13 protein-coding genes and 2 pseudogenes are annotated in these 17,017 nt (G+C 63.0%); 14 read left to right on the plus strand and 1 reads right to left on the minus strand.

Annotated elements, in window-relative coordinates:
* Nucleotides 1–485: 485 nt before the first annotated feature.
* From rpsL to DF196_RS07585, 12 genes and pseudogenes are all read left to right on the plus strand, one after another.
* Nucleotides 486–857, plus strand: a complete 372-nt coding sequence (gene rpsL / locus DF196_RS07530) for a 30S ribosomal protein S12 (protein ID WP_003808601.1) — start codon at nucleotides 486–488, stop codon at nucleotides 855–857.
* A gap of 5 nt (nucleotides 858–862) precedes the next feature.
* A complete protein-coding gene (gene rpsG, locus DF196_RS07535) occupies nucleotides 863–1,333 on the plus strand; it encodes a 30S ribosomal protein S7 (RefSeq protein WP_094667337.1) in 471 nt (156 codons plus the stop codon).
* Between the two features lie 24 nt (nucleotides 1,334–1,357).
* A complete protein-coding gene (gene fusA, locus DF196_RS07540; protein ID WP_109057244.1) occupies nucleotides 1,358–3,481 on the plus strand; it encodes an elongation factor G in 2,124 nt (707 codons plus the stop codon).
* Nucleotides 3,482–3,654: 173 nt separating this feature from the next.
* The gene (tuf, locus tag DF196_RS07545; RefSeq protein WP_109057245.1) at nucleotides 3,655–4,854 is read left to right on the plus strand and encodes an elongation factor Tu; all 1,200 of its coding nucleotides are present in this window, start codon (nucleotides 3,655–3,657) and stop codon (nucleotides 4,852–4,854) included.
* 266 nt (nucleotides 4,855–5,120) lie between these two features.
* A complete protein-coding gene (locus tag DF196_RS07550) occupies nucleotides 5,121–6,161 on the plus strand; it encodes a zinc-dependent alcohol dehydrogenase family protein (RefSeq protein WP_109057246.1) in 1,041 nt (346 codons plus the stop codon).
* 311 nt (nucleotides 6,162–6,472) lie between these two features.
* On the plus strand, nucleotides 6,473–7,465 hold the full coding sequence (locus DF196_RS07555; RefSeq protein WP_146194732.1) for a hypothetical protein: 993 nt from the start codon (nucleotides 6,473–6,475) through the stop codon (nucleotides 7,463–7,465).
* On the plus strand, nucleotides 7,462–7,833 hold the full coding sequence (locus tag DF196_RS07560; RefSeq protein WP_109057248.1) for a GntR family transcriptional regulator: 372 nt from the start codon (nucleotides 7,462–7,464) through the stop codon (nucleotides 7,831–7,833). The genes DF196_RS07555 and DF196_RS07560 overlap by 4 nt, the downstream gene beginning before the upstream one ends.
* A 54-nt stretch (nucleotides 7,834–7,887) precedes the next feature.
* Nucleotides 7,888–9,390 (plus strand): annotated as a pseudogene (locus tag DF196_RS14195) (excinuclease ABC subunit UvrA); the annotation flags it as partial.
* A 144-nt stretch (nucleotides 9,391–9,534) separates the two neighbouring features.
* Nucleotides 9,535–10,653 (plus strand): annotated as a pseudogene (locus DF196_RS14200) (excinuclease ABC subunit UvrA); the annotation flags it as partial.
* Between the two features lie 72 nt (nucleotides 10,654–10,725).
* Nucleotides 10,726–12,084 (plus strand): MATE family efflux transporter, encoded by a 1,359-nt coding sequence (locus tag DF196_RS07575; protein ID WP_109057249.1) that lies wholly within the window; start codon nucleotides 10,726–10,728, stop codon nucleotides 12,082–12,084.
* Nucleotides 12,085–12,202: 118 nt separating this feature from the next.
* Complete coding sequence (locus DF196_RS07580; protein ID WP_170115014.1) at nucleotides 12,203–13,261, plus strand: AEC family transporter; 1,059 nt, start codon at nucleotides 12,203–12,205, stop codon at nucleotides 13,259–13,261.
* A gap of 54 nt (nucleotides 13,262–13,315) precedes the next feature.
* Nucleotides 13,316–13,888 carry a TetR/AcrR family transcriptional regulator gene (locus tag DF196_RS07585; RefSeq protein WP_109057250.1) on the plus strand — a complete coding sequence of 191 codons (573 nt, stop codon included), beginning with the start codon at nucleotides 13,316–13,318 and terminating at the stop codon, nucleotides 13,886–13,888.
* A 3-nt stretch (nucleotides 13,889–13,891) separates the two neighbouring features.
* Here DF196_RS07585 and DF196_RS07590 read toward each other — a convergent pair whose 3' ends face one another.
* Nucleotides 13,892–14,311, minus strand: coding sequence for a PH domain-containing protein (locus DF196_RS07590; RefSeq protein ID WP_109057251.1), 420 nt, complete (start codon nucleotides 14,309–14,311; stop codon nucleotides 13,892–13,894).
* A gap of 148 nt (nucleotides 14,312–14,459) precedes the next feature.
* On the opposite strand from DF196_RS07590, the gene DF196_RS07595 reads away from it, so the two are divergent.
* Together DF196_RS07595 and DF196_RS07600 are read left to right on the plus strand one after the other, a co-directional pair.
* The gene (locus DF196_RS07595; protein WP_109057252.1) at nucleotides 14,460–15,461 is read left to right on the plus strand and encodes a LacI family DNA-binding transcriptional regulator; all 1,002 of its coding nucleotides are present in this window, start codon (nucleotides 14,460–14,462) and stop codon (nucleotides 15,459–15,461) included.
* A 226-nt stretch (nucleotides 15,462–15,687) separates the two neighbouring features.
* A complete protein-coding gene (locus DF196_RS07600) occupies nucleotides 15,688–17,007 on the plus strand; it encodes an ABC transporter substrate-binding protein (protein WP_193852568.1) in 1,320 nt (439 codons plus the stop codon).
* Nucleotides 17,008–17,017 lie beyond the last annotated feature (10 nt).

Genomic DNA, 17,017 nt, shown 5'->3' on the forward strand with positions numbered 1-17,017 from the left:
AGGACCGATACCGTTCGCGCTCATTCCCGATGAGGCACCACCACACCCTACGCGCTCAAAAAACGTGAGGCACGTCGCTGCCGCCGCAAAGTGACGGAAAAGTGATATAATTCACAATAACTAAAGATTTGGCGGTGCCCCCGGGTGACAAGGTCTCCCCGGGGGCACCTGCCGTTTACGGGGTGTACGGGCGCAACACGCGAGGATGCGTCGTTGTCCGGTGGAACCGTAATATAGATATTCGTGTGTGCCAACGGCATGCCTTATGTGATAGGCGTGCGCGTTGGGATATCCCTCAAGTCTGTGAACGCACGCAGCAATGCGGCGCGGGAGACTGGAGGGCCATCGGGCCGGTGGACTGGGCTAACTTTTCCGATTCGTCGGGCATGCTGCGAACAGACATGCCTTGGCAGGTTCAGGGGAGTGGGGCTGCAGTGCGGCGGCCGCACGAATGCAAGAGAAACCACTGAATCGGAGAATTCAAGTTGCCTACTATTGAACAGCTCGTCCGTAAGGGACGTCAGGCAAAGCCGAAGAAGTCCAAGACTTTGGCTCTGAAGGGAAGCCCGCTGCGCCGCGGCGTGTGCACCCGTGTCTACACCACCACCCCGAAGAAGCCGAACTCGGCTCTGCGTAAGGTCGCCCGTGTCCGTCTGTCCTCCGGCGTCGAAGTCACCGCCTACATCCCGGGCGAGGGCCACAACCTGCAGGAGCACTCCATCGTGCTCGTGCGCGGCGGCCGTGTGAAGGATCTGCCGGGTGTGCGTTACCACATCGTGCGTGGTGCGCTGGATACCCAGGGCGTCAAGGACCGTAAGCAGGGTCGTTCCCTGTATGGAGCAAAGAAGGCGAAGTAAGAGATATGTCACGTAAGGGACCTTCCAAGAAGCACGTCGTGCTGCCCGATCCGATCTACGGTTCCACCGTGGTGGCGCAGCTCATCAACAAGATTCTGCTTGACGGCAAGAAGTCGATCGCCGAGGACATCGTGTACTCCGCTCTTGACATCGTCAAGGAGAAGTCCGACCAGGAGCCGGTGGCCGTGCTCAAGCGCGCCCTGGACAACATCCGTCCGTCCCTCGAGGTGCGTTCCCGCCGCGTCGGTGGCGCCACCTACCAGGTGCCGGTCGAGGTCAAGCCGAACCGCGCCAACACTCTGTCTCTGCGCTGGCTGACCGACTTCTCCCGCGCCCGTCGTGAGAAGACCATGGCCGAGCGTCTGGCCAACGAGATCCTGGACGCCTCCAACGGCCTCGGCGCTTCTGTCAAGCGTCGCGAGGATACTCATAAGATGGCAGAGGCTAACAAGGCCTTCGCTCACTACCGCTGGTAATCCAGGAAGAAATAAGGAAAAACGATGGCTGAAGAGATTTCGGACCTCCACGACGTCCGCAATATCGGCATCATGGCTCACATCGATGCCGGTAAGACCACCACTACCGAGCGAATTCTGTTCTACACCGGCAAGAGCTACAAGATCGGTGAGGTCCACGATGGCGCCGCCACCATGGACTTCATGGCTCAGGAGCAGGAGCGCGGTATCACCATCCAGTCCGCCGCCACCACCTGCTTCTGGAACCGCCAGACGCACGACACCAAGGACAAGTTCCAGATCAACATCATCGACACCCCTGGCCACGTGGACTTCACGGCCGAGGTGGAGCGCTCCCTGCGCGTGCTCGATGGTGCCGTTGCCGTGTTCGACGGCAAGGAAGGCGTGGAGCCGCAGTCCGAGACCGTGTGGCGTCAGGCCGACAAGTACGGCGTGCCGCGTATCTGCTTCGTCAACAAGATGGATAAGCTCGGCGCGAACTTCTACTACTCCGTCGACACCATCAAGGAGAAGCTGGGCGCCAACCCGATCGTCATGCAGCTGCCGATCGGCGCTGAGAACGACTTCGCCGGCGTGGTCGACCTGGTCGAGATGAAGGCCTATGTCTGGAACGGCACCGAGGGCCTCGGCGCCAAGTACGACACCACCGACATCCCGGCCGATCTGCAGGACAAGGCCGAGGAGTACCACGAGAAGCTCGTGGAAGCCGCCGCCGAAGCCAACGACGACCTGATGAACAAGTTCTTCGAGGACGGCGACCTGTCCAAGGAAGACATCCGCGCCGGCGTGCGTCAGCTGACCATCGCCAAGGAAGCCTTCCCGGTCTTCTGCGGTTCCGCTTTCAAGGACAAGGGTGTGCAGCCGATGCTGGACGCCGTCGTCGATTACCTGCCGTCCCCGGAGGACGTGCCGGCCATCAAGGGCTACAAGCCCGGCGACGAGTCCGTCGAGATCGACCGTCATCCGACCAAGTCCGATCCGTTCTCGGCTCTGGTCTTCAAGATCTCCACCCACCCGTTCTACGGCAAGCTCGTGTTCGTGCGCGTCTACTCCGGCTCCGTCAAGCCGGGCGACAACGTGCTCGACTCCACTCGCGAGAAGAAGGAACGTATCGGCAAGATCTTCCAGATGCACGCCGATAAGGAGAACCCGATGGATGTGGCCGATGCCGGCAACATCTACACCTTCGTGGGCCTGAAGAACGTCACCACCGGTGACACCCTGTGCTCCATCGAGGATCCGATCACCCTCGACTCCATGACCTTCCCGGATCCAGTGATCCAGGTGGCCGTCGAGCCGAAGACCAAGGCCGACCAGGAGAAGATGGGCATCGCCCTCGCCAAGCTGGCCGAAGAGGATCCGACCTTCCAGGTCACCACGGACGAGGAGTCCGGCCAGACCCTGATCGCCGGCATGGGCGAGCTCCAGCTCGACATCATCGTCGACCGTATGCGTCGCGAGTTCAAGGTGGAGTGCAACCAGGGCAAGCCGCAGGTTGCCTACCGCGAGACCATCCGCAAGGCCGTCATGGACCAGGGCTACACCCACAAGAAGCAGACCGGTGGTTCCGGCCAGTTCGCAAAGGTCCTGATGAACTTCGAGCCGCTCGACACCACCGAGGGCAAGACCTTCGAGTTCGAGAACGCCGTCACCGGTGGTCACATCTCCCAGGAGTTCATCCCGTCCATCGAGGCTGGCGTCAAGGAAGCCATGGAATCCGGTATTCTCGCCGGCTTCCCGGTCGTGGGCGTCAAGGCTACCGTCACCGATGGCCAGATGCACCCGGTCGATTCCTCCGAAATGGCCTTCAAGCTCGCGGGCTCCATGTGCTTCAAGGAAGCCGCCCCGAAGGCCAAGCCGGTCATCCTCGAGCCGATCATGAAGGTCGAGGTCCGTACTCCGGAGGAGTACATGGGCGAGGTCATCGGCGATCTGAACCAGCGTCGTGGCAACATCCAGTCCATGACCGACGCCATCGGCGTCAAGGTCATCGACGCCAAGGTCCCGCTGTCCGAGATGTTCGGCTACATCGGCGACCTGCGTTCCAAGACCCAGGGCCGCGCCATGTTCACCATGGAGATGGACTCCTACGACGAGGTGCCGAAGAGCGTCTCCGAGGAGATCATCAAGGCCCAGCGCGGCGAGTGACACGCGCTGCCCATTGAAGTGGCCAGTGTCTCCAGTCAGCGGTAAAATCGTGTACCGCTGACTGGGTTCTGGCTCTTCAATGTGGCACATAACCCAGAAACCCAGTAGAATAAGCGAGTCCCCATGCGACCAGCATGGATACACTCACGAGACGTCCAGGAGGACAAAGAGTAATGGCAAAGGAAAAGTACGAGCGTACTAAGCCGCACGTTAACATTGGTACCATCGGCCACGTCGATCACGGTAAGACTACCCTGACTGCCGCCATCTCCAAGGTGCTGCACGAGGAGTTCCCGGATGTCAACCCGGAGTACGACTTCAACCAGATCGATTCCGCTCCGGAAGAGGCCGCCCGCGGTATCACCATCAACATCGCCCACATCGAGTACCAGACCGCTAAGCGTCACTACGCTCACGTCGACTGCCCGGGCCACGCCGACTTCGTGAAGAACATGATCACCGGTGCTGCCCAGATGGATGGCGCCATCCTCGTTGTGGCCGCCACCGACGGCCCGATGGCCCAGACCCGCGAGCACGTGCTGCTCGCCCGTCAGGTGGGCGTCCCGAAGATCCTGGTCGCCCTGAACAAGTGCGATATGGTCGAGGACGAGGAGCTCATCGAGCTCGTTGAGGAAGAGGTCCGTGACCTCCTCGACGAGAACGGCTTCGATCGTGACTGCCCGATCATCCGCGTGTCCGCTTACGGCGCCCTGCACGACGACGCTCCGGACCACGAGAAGTGGGTTGAGCAGATTAAGAAGCTCATGGATGCCGTCGACGACTACATCCCGACCCCGGTTCACGACCTGGACAAGCCGTTCCTGATGCCGATCGAGGACGTCTTCACCATCTCCGGCCGTGGTACCGTGGTGACCGGCCGTGTGGAGCGTGGCCAGCTGGCCGTCAACTCCCCGGTCGAGATCGTCGGTATTCGTCCGACCCAGTCCACCACCGTGACCTCCATCGAGACCTTCCACAAGACGATGGACGCCTGCGAGGCTGGCGACAACACCGGTCTGCTGCTCCGCGGCATCAACCGTACCGACGTCGAGCGTGGCCAGGTTCTGGCCAAGCCGGGCTCCGTCACCCCGCACACCAAGTTCGAGGGTGAGGTCTACGTGCTGACCAAGGATGAGGGTGGCCGTCACTCGCCGTTCTTCTCCAACTACCGTCCGCAGTTCTACTTCCGCACCACCGACGTCACCGGCGTCATCGAGCTGCCGGAAGGCGTCGAGATGGTTCAGCCGGGCGACCACGCTACCTTCACCGTTGAGCTGATTCAGCCCATCGCTATGGAGGAGGGCCTGACCTTCGCTGTGCGTGAGGGTGGCCACACCGTGGGCTCCGGTCGAGTCACCAAGATCCTCGCCTGATTTTCATCAGACAAGATCTAGTGCGCTTGAACTAGCGACTTAGGAAATCCCCTTCGGGTTCGTCCCGGAGGGGATTTCTTGTATGCGAACGATTGCCGTAAGGCAAGAGGCCTGAGTGGTAGACCTATACGGTATAGCCTGCGTTGGGAGCACACGTTCGCATTCCATAAGCGCAAGGCATGGCCCGACATTGGTGCGGGCTATTGGATTTCGTTATCGAGCGGTTGTTCAATAGAGGAAAGCCGCAACAACAAGGAGCGATGATTATGAGCGAAACCATGAAGGCCGCTTTTTTCGTGGAACCCGGCAAGATGGCCGTGGAGGAGGTGCCGAAGGCGCGCCTCGAAAAGGACGATGACGCGGTGGTGCGCGTGGTGCGCGCCTGCGTGTGTGGATCCGATCTGTGGTATTTCCGTGGACTCTCCGGCCACCCCAAGCACAGCCAGATCGGCCATGAGTCGATCGGCGTGGTCGAGGAGGTCGGCCCCGAGGTCACGTCCGTCAAGCCCGGCGACTTCGTGGTGCTGCCCTTCCCGTACAGCTGCGGCAAGTGCCCGGTGTGCAAGGCCGGTTTCGAATCCGTGTGCCCGCACGGCGGCTACTTCGGTGCCAGCCAGGCCGAATACGTGCGCGTGCCCGAGGCCGACGGCACCGTGGTCAAGGTGCCCGGCTCTCCCGAGGACTACGATGACGCCACGCTCGCCTCGCTGCTGTCCATTGCCGATGTGATGTCCACCGGCTACCACGCCGCCGTTTCCGCCGAAGTCAAGCCCGGCGACACCGCCGTGGTGATGGGCGATGGCGCCGTGGGCCTGTGCGGCGTGCTCTCCGCGCACATGCTCGGCGCCAAGCGCATCATCGCCATGAGCCGTCACAAGGACCGTGCCGCCCTGGCCCGTGAATTCGGCGCCACGGACATCGTGGCCGAGCGCGACCAGGCCGCCATCGACAAGGTGCTGGAGATGACCGGCGGCTACGGTGCGGACGCCGTGCTCGAATGCGTGGGTTCCAAGCAGTCCTTCGACACCGCCATCGGCCTCATCCGCCGCGGCGGCGTCATCGGCCGTGTGGGGCTGCCGCACGATGTGGAGATCAGCGCCGAAGGCACGTTCTACGGCAACATCGGCATCAAGGGCGGCCCGGCACCGGTGCGCCACTACGACCTGAACGGTCTGCTGGATGCCGTGGTGAATCACGAGATCAATCCCGGCCGTGTGTTCACCGCCGAATACGATCTCGACCACATCCAGGACGCCTACGAGGCCATGGACCAGCGTAAGGTCATCAAGGCTCTGATTCGCTTCTGAGCGCCATGGCACTCATGGCTACCTTCTCTGAGGGGAGTTGACGGCGAACTCGACCGGATCCGCGCACTGCCCAGCAGGGCTCCCCTCTCTAAAGGGAGCTGTCGGCGAAGCTGACCGAGGGGGAGCATTCATACAGTCCGCCTCTCATCCGTGCGGGCACTCATTGCTCAATACCCATTGAAACTGCACCATACTTCTGATACACTTTAAACTGTATTAGAAGTATGGTGCAGTTTACGTAAGTGGTCGATGGCGACCGCGTGGCGTAGCTGCCCATCCGATATAGGAATGGGGTGGTTGCGATGTCAATCATGGTGCCCTATGTAATCGTGGCGATGCTGATCTGGCTACTCATGCTGGTCCTTACCATCACCGTGCTGGTGCTGGTGATCAGGGCTCTGCTGCGGATGAACCGGGAGCCCTCGCTTTCGATGCGGGCGGGGTCGGCCGGCGGCAATCCGCCGTTCTCCGGTGACGGTCCGATATTGGTAGCCCGACATCGTGTGTTGATGGCGCTGCTCGCCGGTGCAATCGTGCTGATTGCGGGTGTTGCTCTGAATGATGCGTTCCCGCAAAGCATGGCCCTCATCGCGGCGCTCACGCCGGGGCTTGCCGCATCCACGGTCATGGCGGTCATCGCGTTGCCGTTCCCGGAGTCGGCGTCGCGGCAGGAAGGCCGTGGCGGTGTGCGCGTGGCGTCCCTGCGGTCGCGTGAGCCGTGGACCTATGCCCGGCGGTACGTGCTCATGCAGCCGCTACTGGCCGCGGGACTGCTCATCGCCTACCTTGGCTTCACCATCGCCACGGCGAGCCCCGATGATTTCGGCCTGATGCGGAGCATCGCACTGACCGGACCGAACGGCGAATCGCAAGGCTCGGCGGGCCCCTATCCGGGCTCCTACTATGCGGTGCCTCTGATCATCGTCACCTGCGTGCTGGCGGCGCTGGCCTGCCTGGCGCTGTGGCGCATCGCCCATGTGCCCAGCTCCCCGGATCCGCGGTACGACGAGGAGGACAAGGCATGGCGCGTGCTGCTGACGCGGTTCACAGTGTTCCTGTCCGCCGGCTCGATGCTCACCTACGCGGTGGGCGTGCTGGTGGTGGCCGGCACCGCCACCGTGCACGTCGGTACCAATTATGGCTCGCTGTCGCCGGCCTACGCGGACGACGTATATCCCACGTTGGGCAACGCGCAGATCATCATGGGCGGTGTGGTGGCCGTGGTCGCTTGCATCTACCTGATTATGGCGTGTGTCGCAGTCGTACGTCTCTGGACCGGGACAAGCCGGGGAAGCCGACGATGAGCGGCGGAGGAGACGAGCTGCGTCTGGTGATCCGCGAATCGTCGCCGACGCCCGTCTACGAACAGATTCGCGCGCAGATCGAAGGCATGGTGAAGGTCGGTGCCCTGCATGACGGCGACAAGTTGCCATCGGTGCGCCAACTGGCCGGCGACCTGCGACTGGCTCCTGGCACCGTGGCCAAGGCATACGCCGAGCTCGCCGAAAGCGGGGTCATCGAAACCGCGCCCGGCCGTGCCGCACGCATCCGGCATGTGCCCACGATTCCCGAGCCGTTGCTCCAGGCCGCGCAGGAGTATGCCGGGCAGGCTCGCCGGCTCGGGGCGTCCTTCGAGGATGCGCTGAGCGCCCTGCGCGCCCAGTGGGGCTGACCGGCGGGATAACGACGGCCGTACAATGGCCGCATGACTACGGATGGAATCACGATGGCTGCCGGGAAACGGCCCGAAGCGATTGAAGTGCGCGGCGCCCGCGTGCATAATCTCAAGAACATCGACGTCGATGTGCCGCTTGGAGAGCTCGTGGGCGTCGCCGGTGTCTCGGGCTCCGGCAAAAGCTCACTGGCGCTGGGCGTGCTGTATGCGGAGGGCTCGCGACGGTATCTGGAAGCGCTCTCCACATACACGCGCCGGCGCCTGACCCAGGCGTCCCGCGCACAGGTTGACGAAGTGTTGCACGTGCCGGCCGCGCTCGCCCTGCACCAGCGGCCCGCGGTGCCCGGCATCCGCTCCACATTCGGCACGATGACCGAGCTGCTCAACAGTCTGAGACTGCTGTTCTCCCGCTGTGCCTCGCACGTGTGCCCCTATTGCGGCGCACGGCAGCAGCCCACGATGAACGTGGCCGCCGAACTGCCCACCGTGTGCGCGCACTGCGGCAAGGAATTCCATGCTCCGGGCGCGGAATCGCTGGCCTTCAACTCCGGCGGCGCCTGCCCCACCTGTTCCGGCACCGGCATCGTGCGCGAGGTGAACCGCGCTGCCCTCGTGCCGGACGAATCGAAAAGCATCGACGACGGCGCGGTGCTGCCGTGGGGCTCCCTGATGTGGGACCTCATGAAGCAGGTGTGCGGCGCGATGGGCGTGCGTACCAACGTGCCGTTCCGCGAGCTCACGCCCGAAGAGCGTGACATCGTATTCAACGGCCCCGCCGTCAAGAAACACATCCTCTACCGGCCGAAGAAGGGCGACGACTTCGCAGAACTCGACTTCACCTACTACAACGCCGTCTACACCGTCGAGAACGCGCTCGCCAAGGCCAAGGACGAGCAGGGATTGAAGCGTGTGGCACGCTTCCTGGAGGAGAAGCCCTGCCCGGACTGCGGCGGCACCAGGCTGAGCAAGGCCGCCAGAGCTCCCGAAATCGAGGGACTGAATCTGGCCGGAGCCACCGCCATGACACTGGACGACGCGGTGGCGTGGGTGCGCGGCGTGCCCGGCTCGCTCCCGCCGGAGATGCAGCCGATGGCCACGAACATCTGTGAATCGTTCCTCGACGTGGCCCGCCGACTGCTGGAACTCGGTCTGGGGTACCTCTCGCTCGACCGTGCCGGAGCAACCCTGTCCACCGGCGAACGCCAACGTGTGCAATTGGCGCGTGCCGTGCGTAACCGCACCACCGGCGTGCTGTACGTGCTGGATGAGCCGTCCATCGGCCTGCATCCCTCGAACGTGGACGGACTGCTCGGCGTGATGCGCGATCTTGTGGCGGACGGCAACTCCGTGGTGGTGGTCGACCATGACGTGCGCGTGCTCAAGGCTGCCGACCACCTCATCGAAATGGGGCCGGTGGCGGGTGCCGAGGGCGGCCATGTGATTGCGCAGGGCACAGTGGCGGACGTGGAACATGACGCCGGCAGCCGCATCGCGCCGTTCCTCGCGGAGGATGGGCAGCGGCGCGTGCGGGCGTGCGTCGGTGCGGCATCGGTAGACGGTGCCGTCGCAGCCGACAACGTTGCCATGGCTGGTGCCACCGCGACTTGCGGCACCGGTCAGGCCAGTGATACAGCCGCAGCCTGCGATGCCGGCCAGGCCGGTGGTGCCGCCGCGGCTGTATCACCGGACGGTTCTGATATGTTCGCGCTTGGCCGGATCCATCTGGAAACCGGCCCGTTGCACACGGTCAAGCCGCTCTCCGTGGACATTCCGCGCGGCCGGTTGGTGGCGGTCACCGGCGTGTCCGGATCCGGCAAGACCACGCTGGTGCTGGAAACGCTGATTCCGGCGCTCAAGGCCGCGGCGGCCGGAGATCCGTTGCCTGCGCACGTTCGCAAACTGGAGGCCGACGGCATCGCCCGCACCAACCTCATCGACGCCACGCCGATCGGTGCTAACGTCCGCTCCACCGTGGCCACCTATGCCGATATCCACGACGAATTGCGCCGCGCGTTCGCCCGTACGGACGAGGCCAAGGCGGCCGGGTACAAAGCCGGCGACTTCTCCTACAACACCGGTCGCCTGCGTTGCCCCACCTGCGACGGCACCGGGTCCATCTCACTGGACGTGCAGTTCCTGCCGGACGTGACCATCGCCTGCCCCGACTGCCGAGGTTCCCGATACGCGCCCGAAGCCGGAACGATTCACCGGCCCGTCAAGATCGGCAAGAGTCACAAGACGAACGGTACCGGCGGCAAGAACGTTGTCGTCAACGGGAGCGGGCCCACCATCGGTGGGGTCCTGCGGGACGATGCCGCGCATGGTGAGTCGGCCGGCGAACGTTCGCTGACGCTGCCGCAGCTCATGGCGATGAGTGTGGACGAGGCTCTGGCCGTGACCGGCGACATGCGCAAGGTCCATGCGCGCCTGACCACGCTGCACGATCTGGGACTCGGCTATCTGACGCTCGGTGAACCGACGCCCGCCCTCTCCGGCGGCGAGGCGCAGCGTCTCAAGCTCGCCAGCGAGATGGGCAAGGCCCAGTCGGACGCCGTGTTCGTGTTCGACGAGCCGACCATCGGTCTGCATCCGCTCGACGTGCGCGTGCTGCTCGGCGTTTTCGACCGGCTCGTGGCGAGCGGCGCCACCGTGGTCGTCATCGAGCATGATCTGGATGTCATCGCCAACGCCGACTGGATCATCGACCTCGGTCCGGGCGGCGGCGAGGCGGGCGGACGAATCGTGGCCGAAGGCACGCCCGAACAGATCGCCGCCAATCCGCAGAGCATCACCGGCCAATACCTACGCATCCTTTGACGGAAAGCGTCGCGCCCTCGTAAGACGGGCAATGCGGGGGCGCGGACGCGGCGGGGGAGTAGGATAACCGGCGTGGCTCAGGTTCTAGGCATCAAACGCGCGACAGCGGACGCAAAATACCGTCAAATGACCGAACAACCGGTCCGTCCGCTGATTCTGAGGCTTTGCCTGCCGGCCGTCATCTCCAATCTGGTGACCACCGCGTACAATCTGACGGACACGTTCTTCATCGGCCAGCTCGGCACCTCGCAATCCGGCGCCATCGGCATCGCCTTCTCCATCATGACGATCCTGCAGGCTATCGGTTTCTTCTGCGGCAACGGTGCGGGCAATTCGATGAGTCGCGAGCTGGGCAAACGCAACAACGAACGCGCCGCACGACTGCTGGCACTCGGCTTCGCGGGCGCGGTGCTGTTCGGACTGCTGGTCACCATCATCTGCCTGAGCACGCTGCGCTCGCTGGTGGTGGCGCTCGGTTCGACCGCCACCATCGCGCCGTACGCCGTGCAATACCTGACGCCGATCCTCGTGGCCGCGCCCTGTGTGTGCGGCTCGTTCGCGTTGAACGGGCTTCTCAGATATCAGGGCCAATCCGCGTTCGGCATGATCGGTCTGGTCTCAGGCGCGCTGCTCAACTTCCTGCTGGCACCATTGTTCATTTTCGTGCTGCATCTGGGCATCTTCGGTGCGGGATTGGCCACCGGCATCTGCCAGGCCGTGAGCTTCATCATCCTGACCGTCATGAGCGCCAAATTCGGCGTGCTCAAGCTCTCGCTGCGCAACTGCAAGCCGGATCCGTTGCTGTTACGCGAGATCGCGGGCGGGGGCCTGCCCTCCCTGGTGCGCCAGGGTGCCGGCTCCATCGCCACCACTTGCGTGAACATCGCCGCCAACCCGTTCGGCGACGCGGCGATCGCCGGCATGGCCATCGTGATGCGCATCATGCTCGGTGTCAACTCGGTGATCGTGGGTCTCGGCCAGGGCTTCCAGCCGGTATGCGGATACAATTACGGTGCCGGTAAGTTCGCGCGCGTGCGCGAGGGATTCTGGTTCTGCGTGAAGCTGTCTACATGCGTGCTGTTGGCGCTGGGAATCACGATTTGGCTGACCGCTCCGCAACTGGTGGAAATCTTCCGATCGGACCCGGCGGTGGTGACGGTGGGCGTGGCCGCGTTGCACTTCCAATGCTTGTCGGTGGCGCTCAACGGCATGAACATGATGGGCAACATGATCAGCCAGACGCTCGGCAAAACGGGCATCGCCTCGTTCCTGGCGGTATGTCGTACGGGCCTGTACCTGGCGCCGGTGGTGCTTGTGCTGCCACATGCCATCGGCATCACCGGCGTGGAGGTGGCGCAGACCGTGTCCGATGTGCTGACGTTCGCCACGACGGTGCCGTTCATGCGGCGTATCCTGCATGAGTTGCGGTAGGGTGGCATGCCTATTCCGTAGCCAGCGGAGTCACTGTTGATGCGATTCCTTCAGTTGGCTTCGCCGGCAGCTACTCTAGCGGGCAAGAGAAGCCGAGGGAATGAGAAAAGGGGAGTAAGTGGGACAGTTCGGTGTGATGGTCGGCCAGTTGGTCGGCTTCTTCATCATGCTCATGGTGGGCTACGGCTGCGTGCGCCTGCGGTTCTACGGTAAGGTGGCGCTGGACGGCATGTGCTCGCTGCTGCTTAACGTGCTCATCCCCGTGCTGGTCTTCTCGAACGCCGTGGACGGCACGGACCGCTCCCATCTGGCGGCCAACTGGGGTGTGATGCTGCTCACCGCCGTGATGTATGGCCTGCTCATCCTCGTGTTCTGGACGCTTGCGCGTCTGCTGCGTCTGCGTGGTTCCAGGAGCCATGTGTTCCAGGCATCGCTCATCTTCGGCAATGCCGGATTCATCGGTATCCCGCTCATCATGGCGTTGTTCCCGCATGAGGGTGCAATCTACGTGGCGCTCATGTCCATCGTCGACCAGGCGTTGCTGTGGACGTACGGCGTGTGGCTGTGCGAGCCGGTCCGCGAGGACGGCCATGGCGGGGGAGCATCGGGAAGCGCGGGTGAGGCTGCGGCTCGTGGCGGAATCGCCGGACAAGACACCAAAAGCAAGGCCGCCGGCAAGCCCGCGTTCGGCTCCCGCGTGCTCGGCCTGCTGCGCCGCTTCGTCAACCCCGCCTTCATCGGCGTGATGATCGCGCTGGCGCTGATCCTGCTGGGCGCGCGCGTACCGGACATCATCCTGAAGCCACTGCACACCATCGGTAACATGGCCACGCCGATGTCGCTCATCTACCTCGGCGGTCTGTTCGCGCTGACCCGCTGGTGGAAGGTGCTGCGTCGCTACGAGTTGTACGTGGGCCTTGTGGCCAAGATGATCGCGTTCCCGCTGGCGTTCTATGCGCTGCTCATGGCCGTTGTGGGTTTCCTGCCGACCTGGGTGCCGATCACGCACGACATGATACTGGTGATCACGGTGATTGCCGGCCTGCCTACGATGACCACGATCGCGATGTTCACCGGCCGCAAGGACAACATGCCCGAATACGCGGTGGGATTCGTGCTCGTGAGCACGCTGTTCTCCCTGTGCTCGCTGGCCCTGGTCTCCGCAATCGTGTTCTGACAGCGGCAATCGGGTGTGTACGCATGTACCTGTAAGCGGGTAAGGTCGGCCGGTATGGAAGAGAGCAACGTTGACGCGCCGCGCAGGCGCGTGGACCCCGACCGCAAGCAACGCATCATCGAGGCCTGCCTGACGGTGGTCGCCGAACGCGGCGTGGCGGGTACCTCGCATCGCGTGGTGGCGGCTGCGGCGCATGTGCCGCTCGGCTCCATGACCTACTACTTCGATGGCATGCATGACCTGCTCCATCAGGCGTTCGACCGGTTCGCCGACCGGTCCATCGCCGCGTTCGCGGCGCGAATGGATGCGGCTCGCACGCCCGAGGAGGCATGCGAGGCCATAGCCGCCAGCGTCGAACACGACGTGCTCGCCACGGAGCGGGACACGGTCATCACCCTCGAGTTCTATACGCTCGCCGCCCGTGACGAGTCCTTCCGCGACATCAGCGACCGGTGGATGGGTGCCGTGCAGCAGGAGCTGAGTCGCTTCTTCGACGCGCGGACCGTGGCGCTGCTGGACGCGATGATCGAGGGCCTCACCCTGCACCGGGCGCTCGGCGGCGAGCCCAAGGACGCGAACGACCTGCGCGAAGGCATCCGCCGCGTGGCGTTCGGTGAGGTTCGATAGTCGTTACCGGGCAGTGTAGTCGTCGTCGGCTTCCCCGGAATCATCGAAGGCGGAGTCGCCCATGTATTCGCGGGCGCTGACGCGGTTCACGTTACGCGACTGGTCCACCGCACGCTGGATGACGCGGCGCACCTCGAACCCGTGGATGACGTTCTTGAGCACCAGCTGCCCGCCGGAGGACTGATCGCGTGTCTCCAGCGTGATGGTGGACAGGCCGAACAGTCGCTGCAGCAGCGTGCGTGTGACCGTCAGGTCGACCACGCGGAACAGCTTCGTCACGTCGTAGGTCTCGCGCAGGATGCCGGATTTGACCGCGATCTCGTCGTTGGTCAAGGTGTAGGTGGTGAACGTGAACGGGGTGCGGCACCAGTTGCGCTTGCGCTGCGCCCACAGGATATCGCCGTCGGCCATGCTGTTGGACATCGTGGTTCCTTTCGTCAAAGGCCTTGCATTCCTTATCGTAGACGATGAAAGAATGCGTGGTTTGTGAACATCGCGGCGTTGTAAGCTAGGCAATACGAGATACGAAGTGGTGCTCGGCCATAGGAGACGGGCATAGGAGGTTTTCGCCATGGAAGGCGATGCGGTTACGATTCGTGATGTGGCGAAGCTGGCCGGAGTGGCGGTGTCGACCGCGTCACGTGCGTTGGGCAATGGGTCGGCTTCCGCGAAGACCCGATTGAAGGTTCAGCAGGCGGCGGAGGCCCTGCATTTCGTGCCCAATCAGGCGGCGAAGCAATTGACGTCGGGTAAATCGAACATTGTGGCCATTGTGGCCACGGAAGAACCGGATTTCGTGTTCCATGATGCGTTCATTTCGGGCGTCGTGTCCCAACTGGCGACCTCGTTCGCATCAGCCCATCTCCTGCCATTTTTGGTGCTGACGCAGCCGCACGATGCCAAGGGCTTTCTGAAACTGTTGAATGGTTCAGGGGCTGCGGGCGCGGTAATCGTCAGTTTCCATTACACGAAAACATTCGCCGATGCCGTAAAGGAATACGGCAAGCCGGTGGTGTTCGTTGGCCATCCGCATGTTTCGATGCACTACCCTTATGTGGACGTCGACAGCTATCAGGGGGGATATGCCGCAGGTGAGCTGTTCGCGAAACACGGACGCAAGCGTATTGCAATAGTGGAAGGACCAACCGATATGCTCACGCCGCAGTTGCGTACGGAGGGTATCGTTGATGCCGCACGGCAGTTTGGTTGTGAGATAATTGGAACCGTTCCCGGTGAATATTCGATTGAACATGGTGAGCGAGGCATGCGTGAGATTCTGGAGAAGCATCCCGAAGTGGACGCGGTGTTTGCGCATTCCGACGATATCGCAGCAGGCGTGTACCGGACGTTGCATACTGCCGGCAAACGTGTCCCCGAAGACGTGTCGGTCATCGGATTTGATAACTTTCAGACCGCTGGGGTTTTGAATCCGGGATTGACCACGCTCGCTCAGCCGTTGCCAGCTATGGCCGAAGCGGCCACGGGGATGCTGGTGGAGCGTCTGGAGACGGGGGAATGGAAGCGGCGTGCCGTGCTGTTCCCTGCACGTCTCGTGGAACGGGAGAGTGTCTGAACCATGTCTGAAAGCCGGATGTATCGAACCGGTTTGTTCATTTTTGTTTGATGTGAACGCGCACAACTTACGCGACACGCACAACATGCCGTGATGTTGCTTAATTACCGATTGGTATGGTAAATTCTTCATCAGTTTTTGGAAACGGTTCCAAAAACTAGGGTGACGCGAAGAAGCGTCATGAGGAGAGGGCGCAGCGATGCGTCCATGGAAAAGGAGAACAAACATGATAAAGAAGTCGGCAAAGAGCATCGTCGCGGCGGCCTTGGCCATGACGACGATGGTCAGCCTCGCCGCATGTGGTGGATCCAACTCCGGCAGCGAAGGTGCGAAGACCTCCGACGGCAAGACCATCATCAAGATCCAGACCTTCAACAACTTCGGCTACGGCAAGGCCACCAACGAGCGCCCGGGCGCCGATCTGTGGAGCCAGTACGAGAAGGAGCATCCGAACGTCAAGATCGAGGAGACCGTCGCTTCCGGTTCCGATGAGGCCCGCTCCGCGTTCAACACCGCCATCTCCTCCGGTGCCGATGCGTACGACATCTACGCCGCCGATATCGCCTGGATGCCCTCCATCCTCGCCATGCCCGATTCGTTCATGGACCTCAGCGATTACGTCAAGGGCAACGACTGGCTCGACTGGAAGACCGAGGGCGGCAAGACCTCCGACGGCAAGCTGATCGGTGCCGGCAACGACATCGGCCCGACCGCCCTGTGCTACCGCTCCGACCTGTTCGCCAAGGCCGGCCTGCCGACCGACCGTGACGAGGTCGCCAAGATGCTCGGCGGCGATGACGCCACTTGGGACAAGTACTTCGAAGTCGGCAAGCAGTACACCGAGAAGACCGGTCTGCCGTGGTACGACGCCATGGGCGGCATCTGGGGCACCATGAAGACCCAGGTCAAGGAAGCCTATGTCAAGGAAGACGGCACCGTGGTCGCCACCGGTGACACCATCAAGAAGATGTACGACCAGCTGACCGCCACCACGGACATGTCCGCCCACCTCAACCAGTGGTCCGACGACTGGAACGCCCAGTTCAAGTCCGACACCGGCTTCGCCACCATCATGTGCCCGGCCTGGCTGGTCAACAACATCAAGGGCAACTCCGGTTCCGACTTCAAGGGCTGGGACGTCGCGGACGTGACCCCCGGCGGCGGTTCCAACCAGGGCGGTTCCTGGCTCGTGGTCCCCGAGACCTCCAAGGTGAAGGAAGAGGCCGCCAAGCTCGTCGCCTGGCTGACCGCCCCGGAGCAGCAGGTCGCCACCTTCAAGGCCGCCTCCAACTACCCGAGCTCCCCGACCGCCATGAAGGACCCGGCCGTGGCCGACAAGACCGATGAGTTCCTGAACAACGCCCCGATCGGCAAGATCTTCGCCGACCGCGCCGAGGCCGTCAAGGTCGTGCCCTACACCGGCGCCCAGTACTACGACATCGACTCCAAGCTCGGTGATGCCCTCGGTCGCGTGGACGTGACCCAGGAGCAGTCCGCCTCCCAGGCGTGGAAGCAGTACGTCGAGGACGTCAAGGCACTGTCCTGACATCGCATAA

This window comes from Bifidobacterium callitrichidarum, assembly GCF_003129905.1.
Classification (GTDB): domain Bacteria; phylum Actinomycetota; class Actinomycetes; order Actinomycetales; family Bifidobacteriaceae; genus Bifidobacterium; species Bifidobacterium callitrichidarum.

What these genes read in the sequence shown, in the direction of transcription:
- DF196_RS07600 (WP_193852568.1), top strand. Translation starts at nt 15,688, where the DNA reads ATGATAAAGAAGTCGGCAAAGAGCATCGTCGCGGCGGCCTTGGCCATG.
- DF196_RS07560 (WP_109057248.1), top strand. Translation starts at nt 7,462, where the DNA reads ATGAGCGGCGGAGGAGACGAGCTGCGTCTGGTGATCCGCGAATCGTCG.
- rpsG (WP_094667337.1), top strand. Translation starts at nt 863, where the DNA reads ATGTCACGTAAGGGACCTTCCAAGAAGCACGTCGTGCTGCCCGATCCG.
- DF196_RS07595 (WP_109057252.1), top strand. Translation starts at nt 14,460, where the DNA reads ATGGAAGGCGATGCGGTTACGATTCGTGATGTGGCGAAGCTGGCCGGA.
- DF196_RS07555 (WP_146194732.1), top strand. Translation starts at nt 6,473, where the DNA reads ATGGTGCCCTATGTAATCGTGGCGATGCTGATCTGGCTACTCATGCTG.
- DF196_RS07585 (WP_109057250.1), top strand. Translation starts at nt 13,316, where the DNA reads ATGGAAGAGAGCAACGTTGACGCGCCGCGCAGGCGCGTGGACCCCGAC.
- DF196_RS07550 (WP_109057246.1), top strand. Translation starts at nt 5,121, where the DNA reads ATGAGCGAAACCATGAAGGCCGCTTTTTTCGTGGAACCCGGCAAGATG.
- DF196_RS07590 (WP_109057251.1), bottom strand. Translation starts at nt 14,311, where the DNA reads ATGTCCAACAGCATGGCCGACGGCGATATCCTGTGGGCGCAGCGCAAG.
- fusA (WP_109057244.1), top strand. Translation starts at nt 1,358, where the DNA reads ATGGCTGAAGAGATTTCGGACCTCCACGACGTCCGCAATATCGGCATC.
- tuf (WP_109057245.1), top strand. Translation starts at nt 3,655, where the DNA reads ATGGCAAAGGAAAAGTACGAGCGTACTAAGCCGCACGTTAACATTGGT.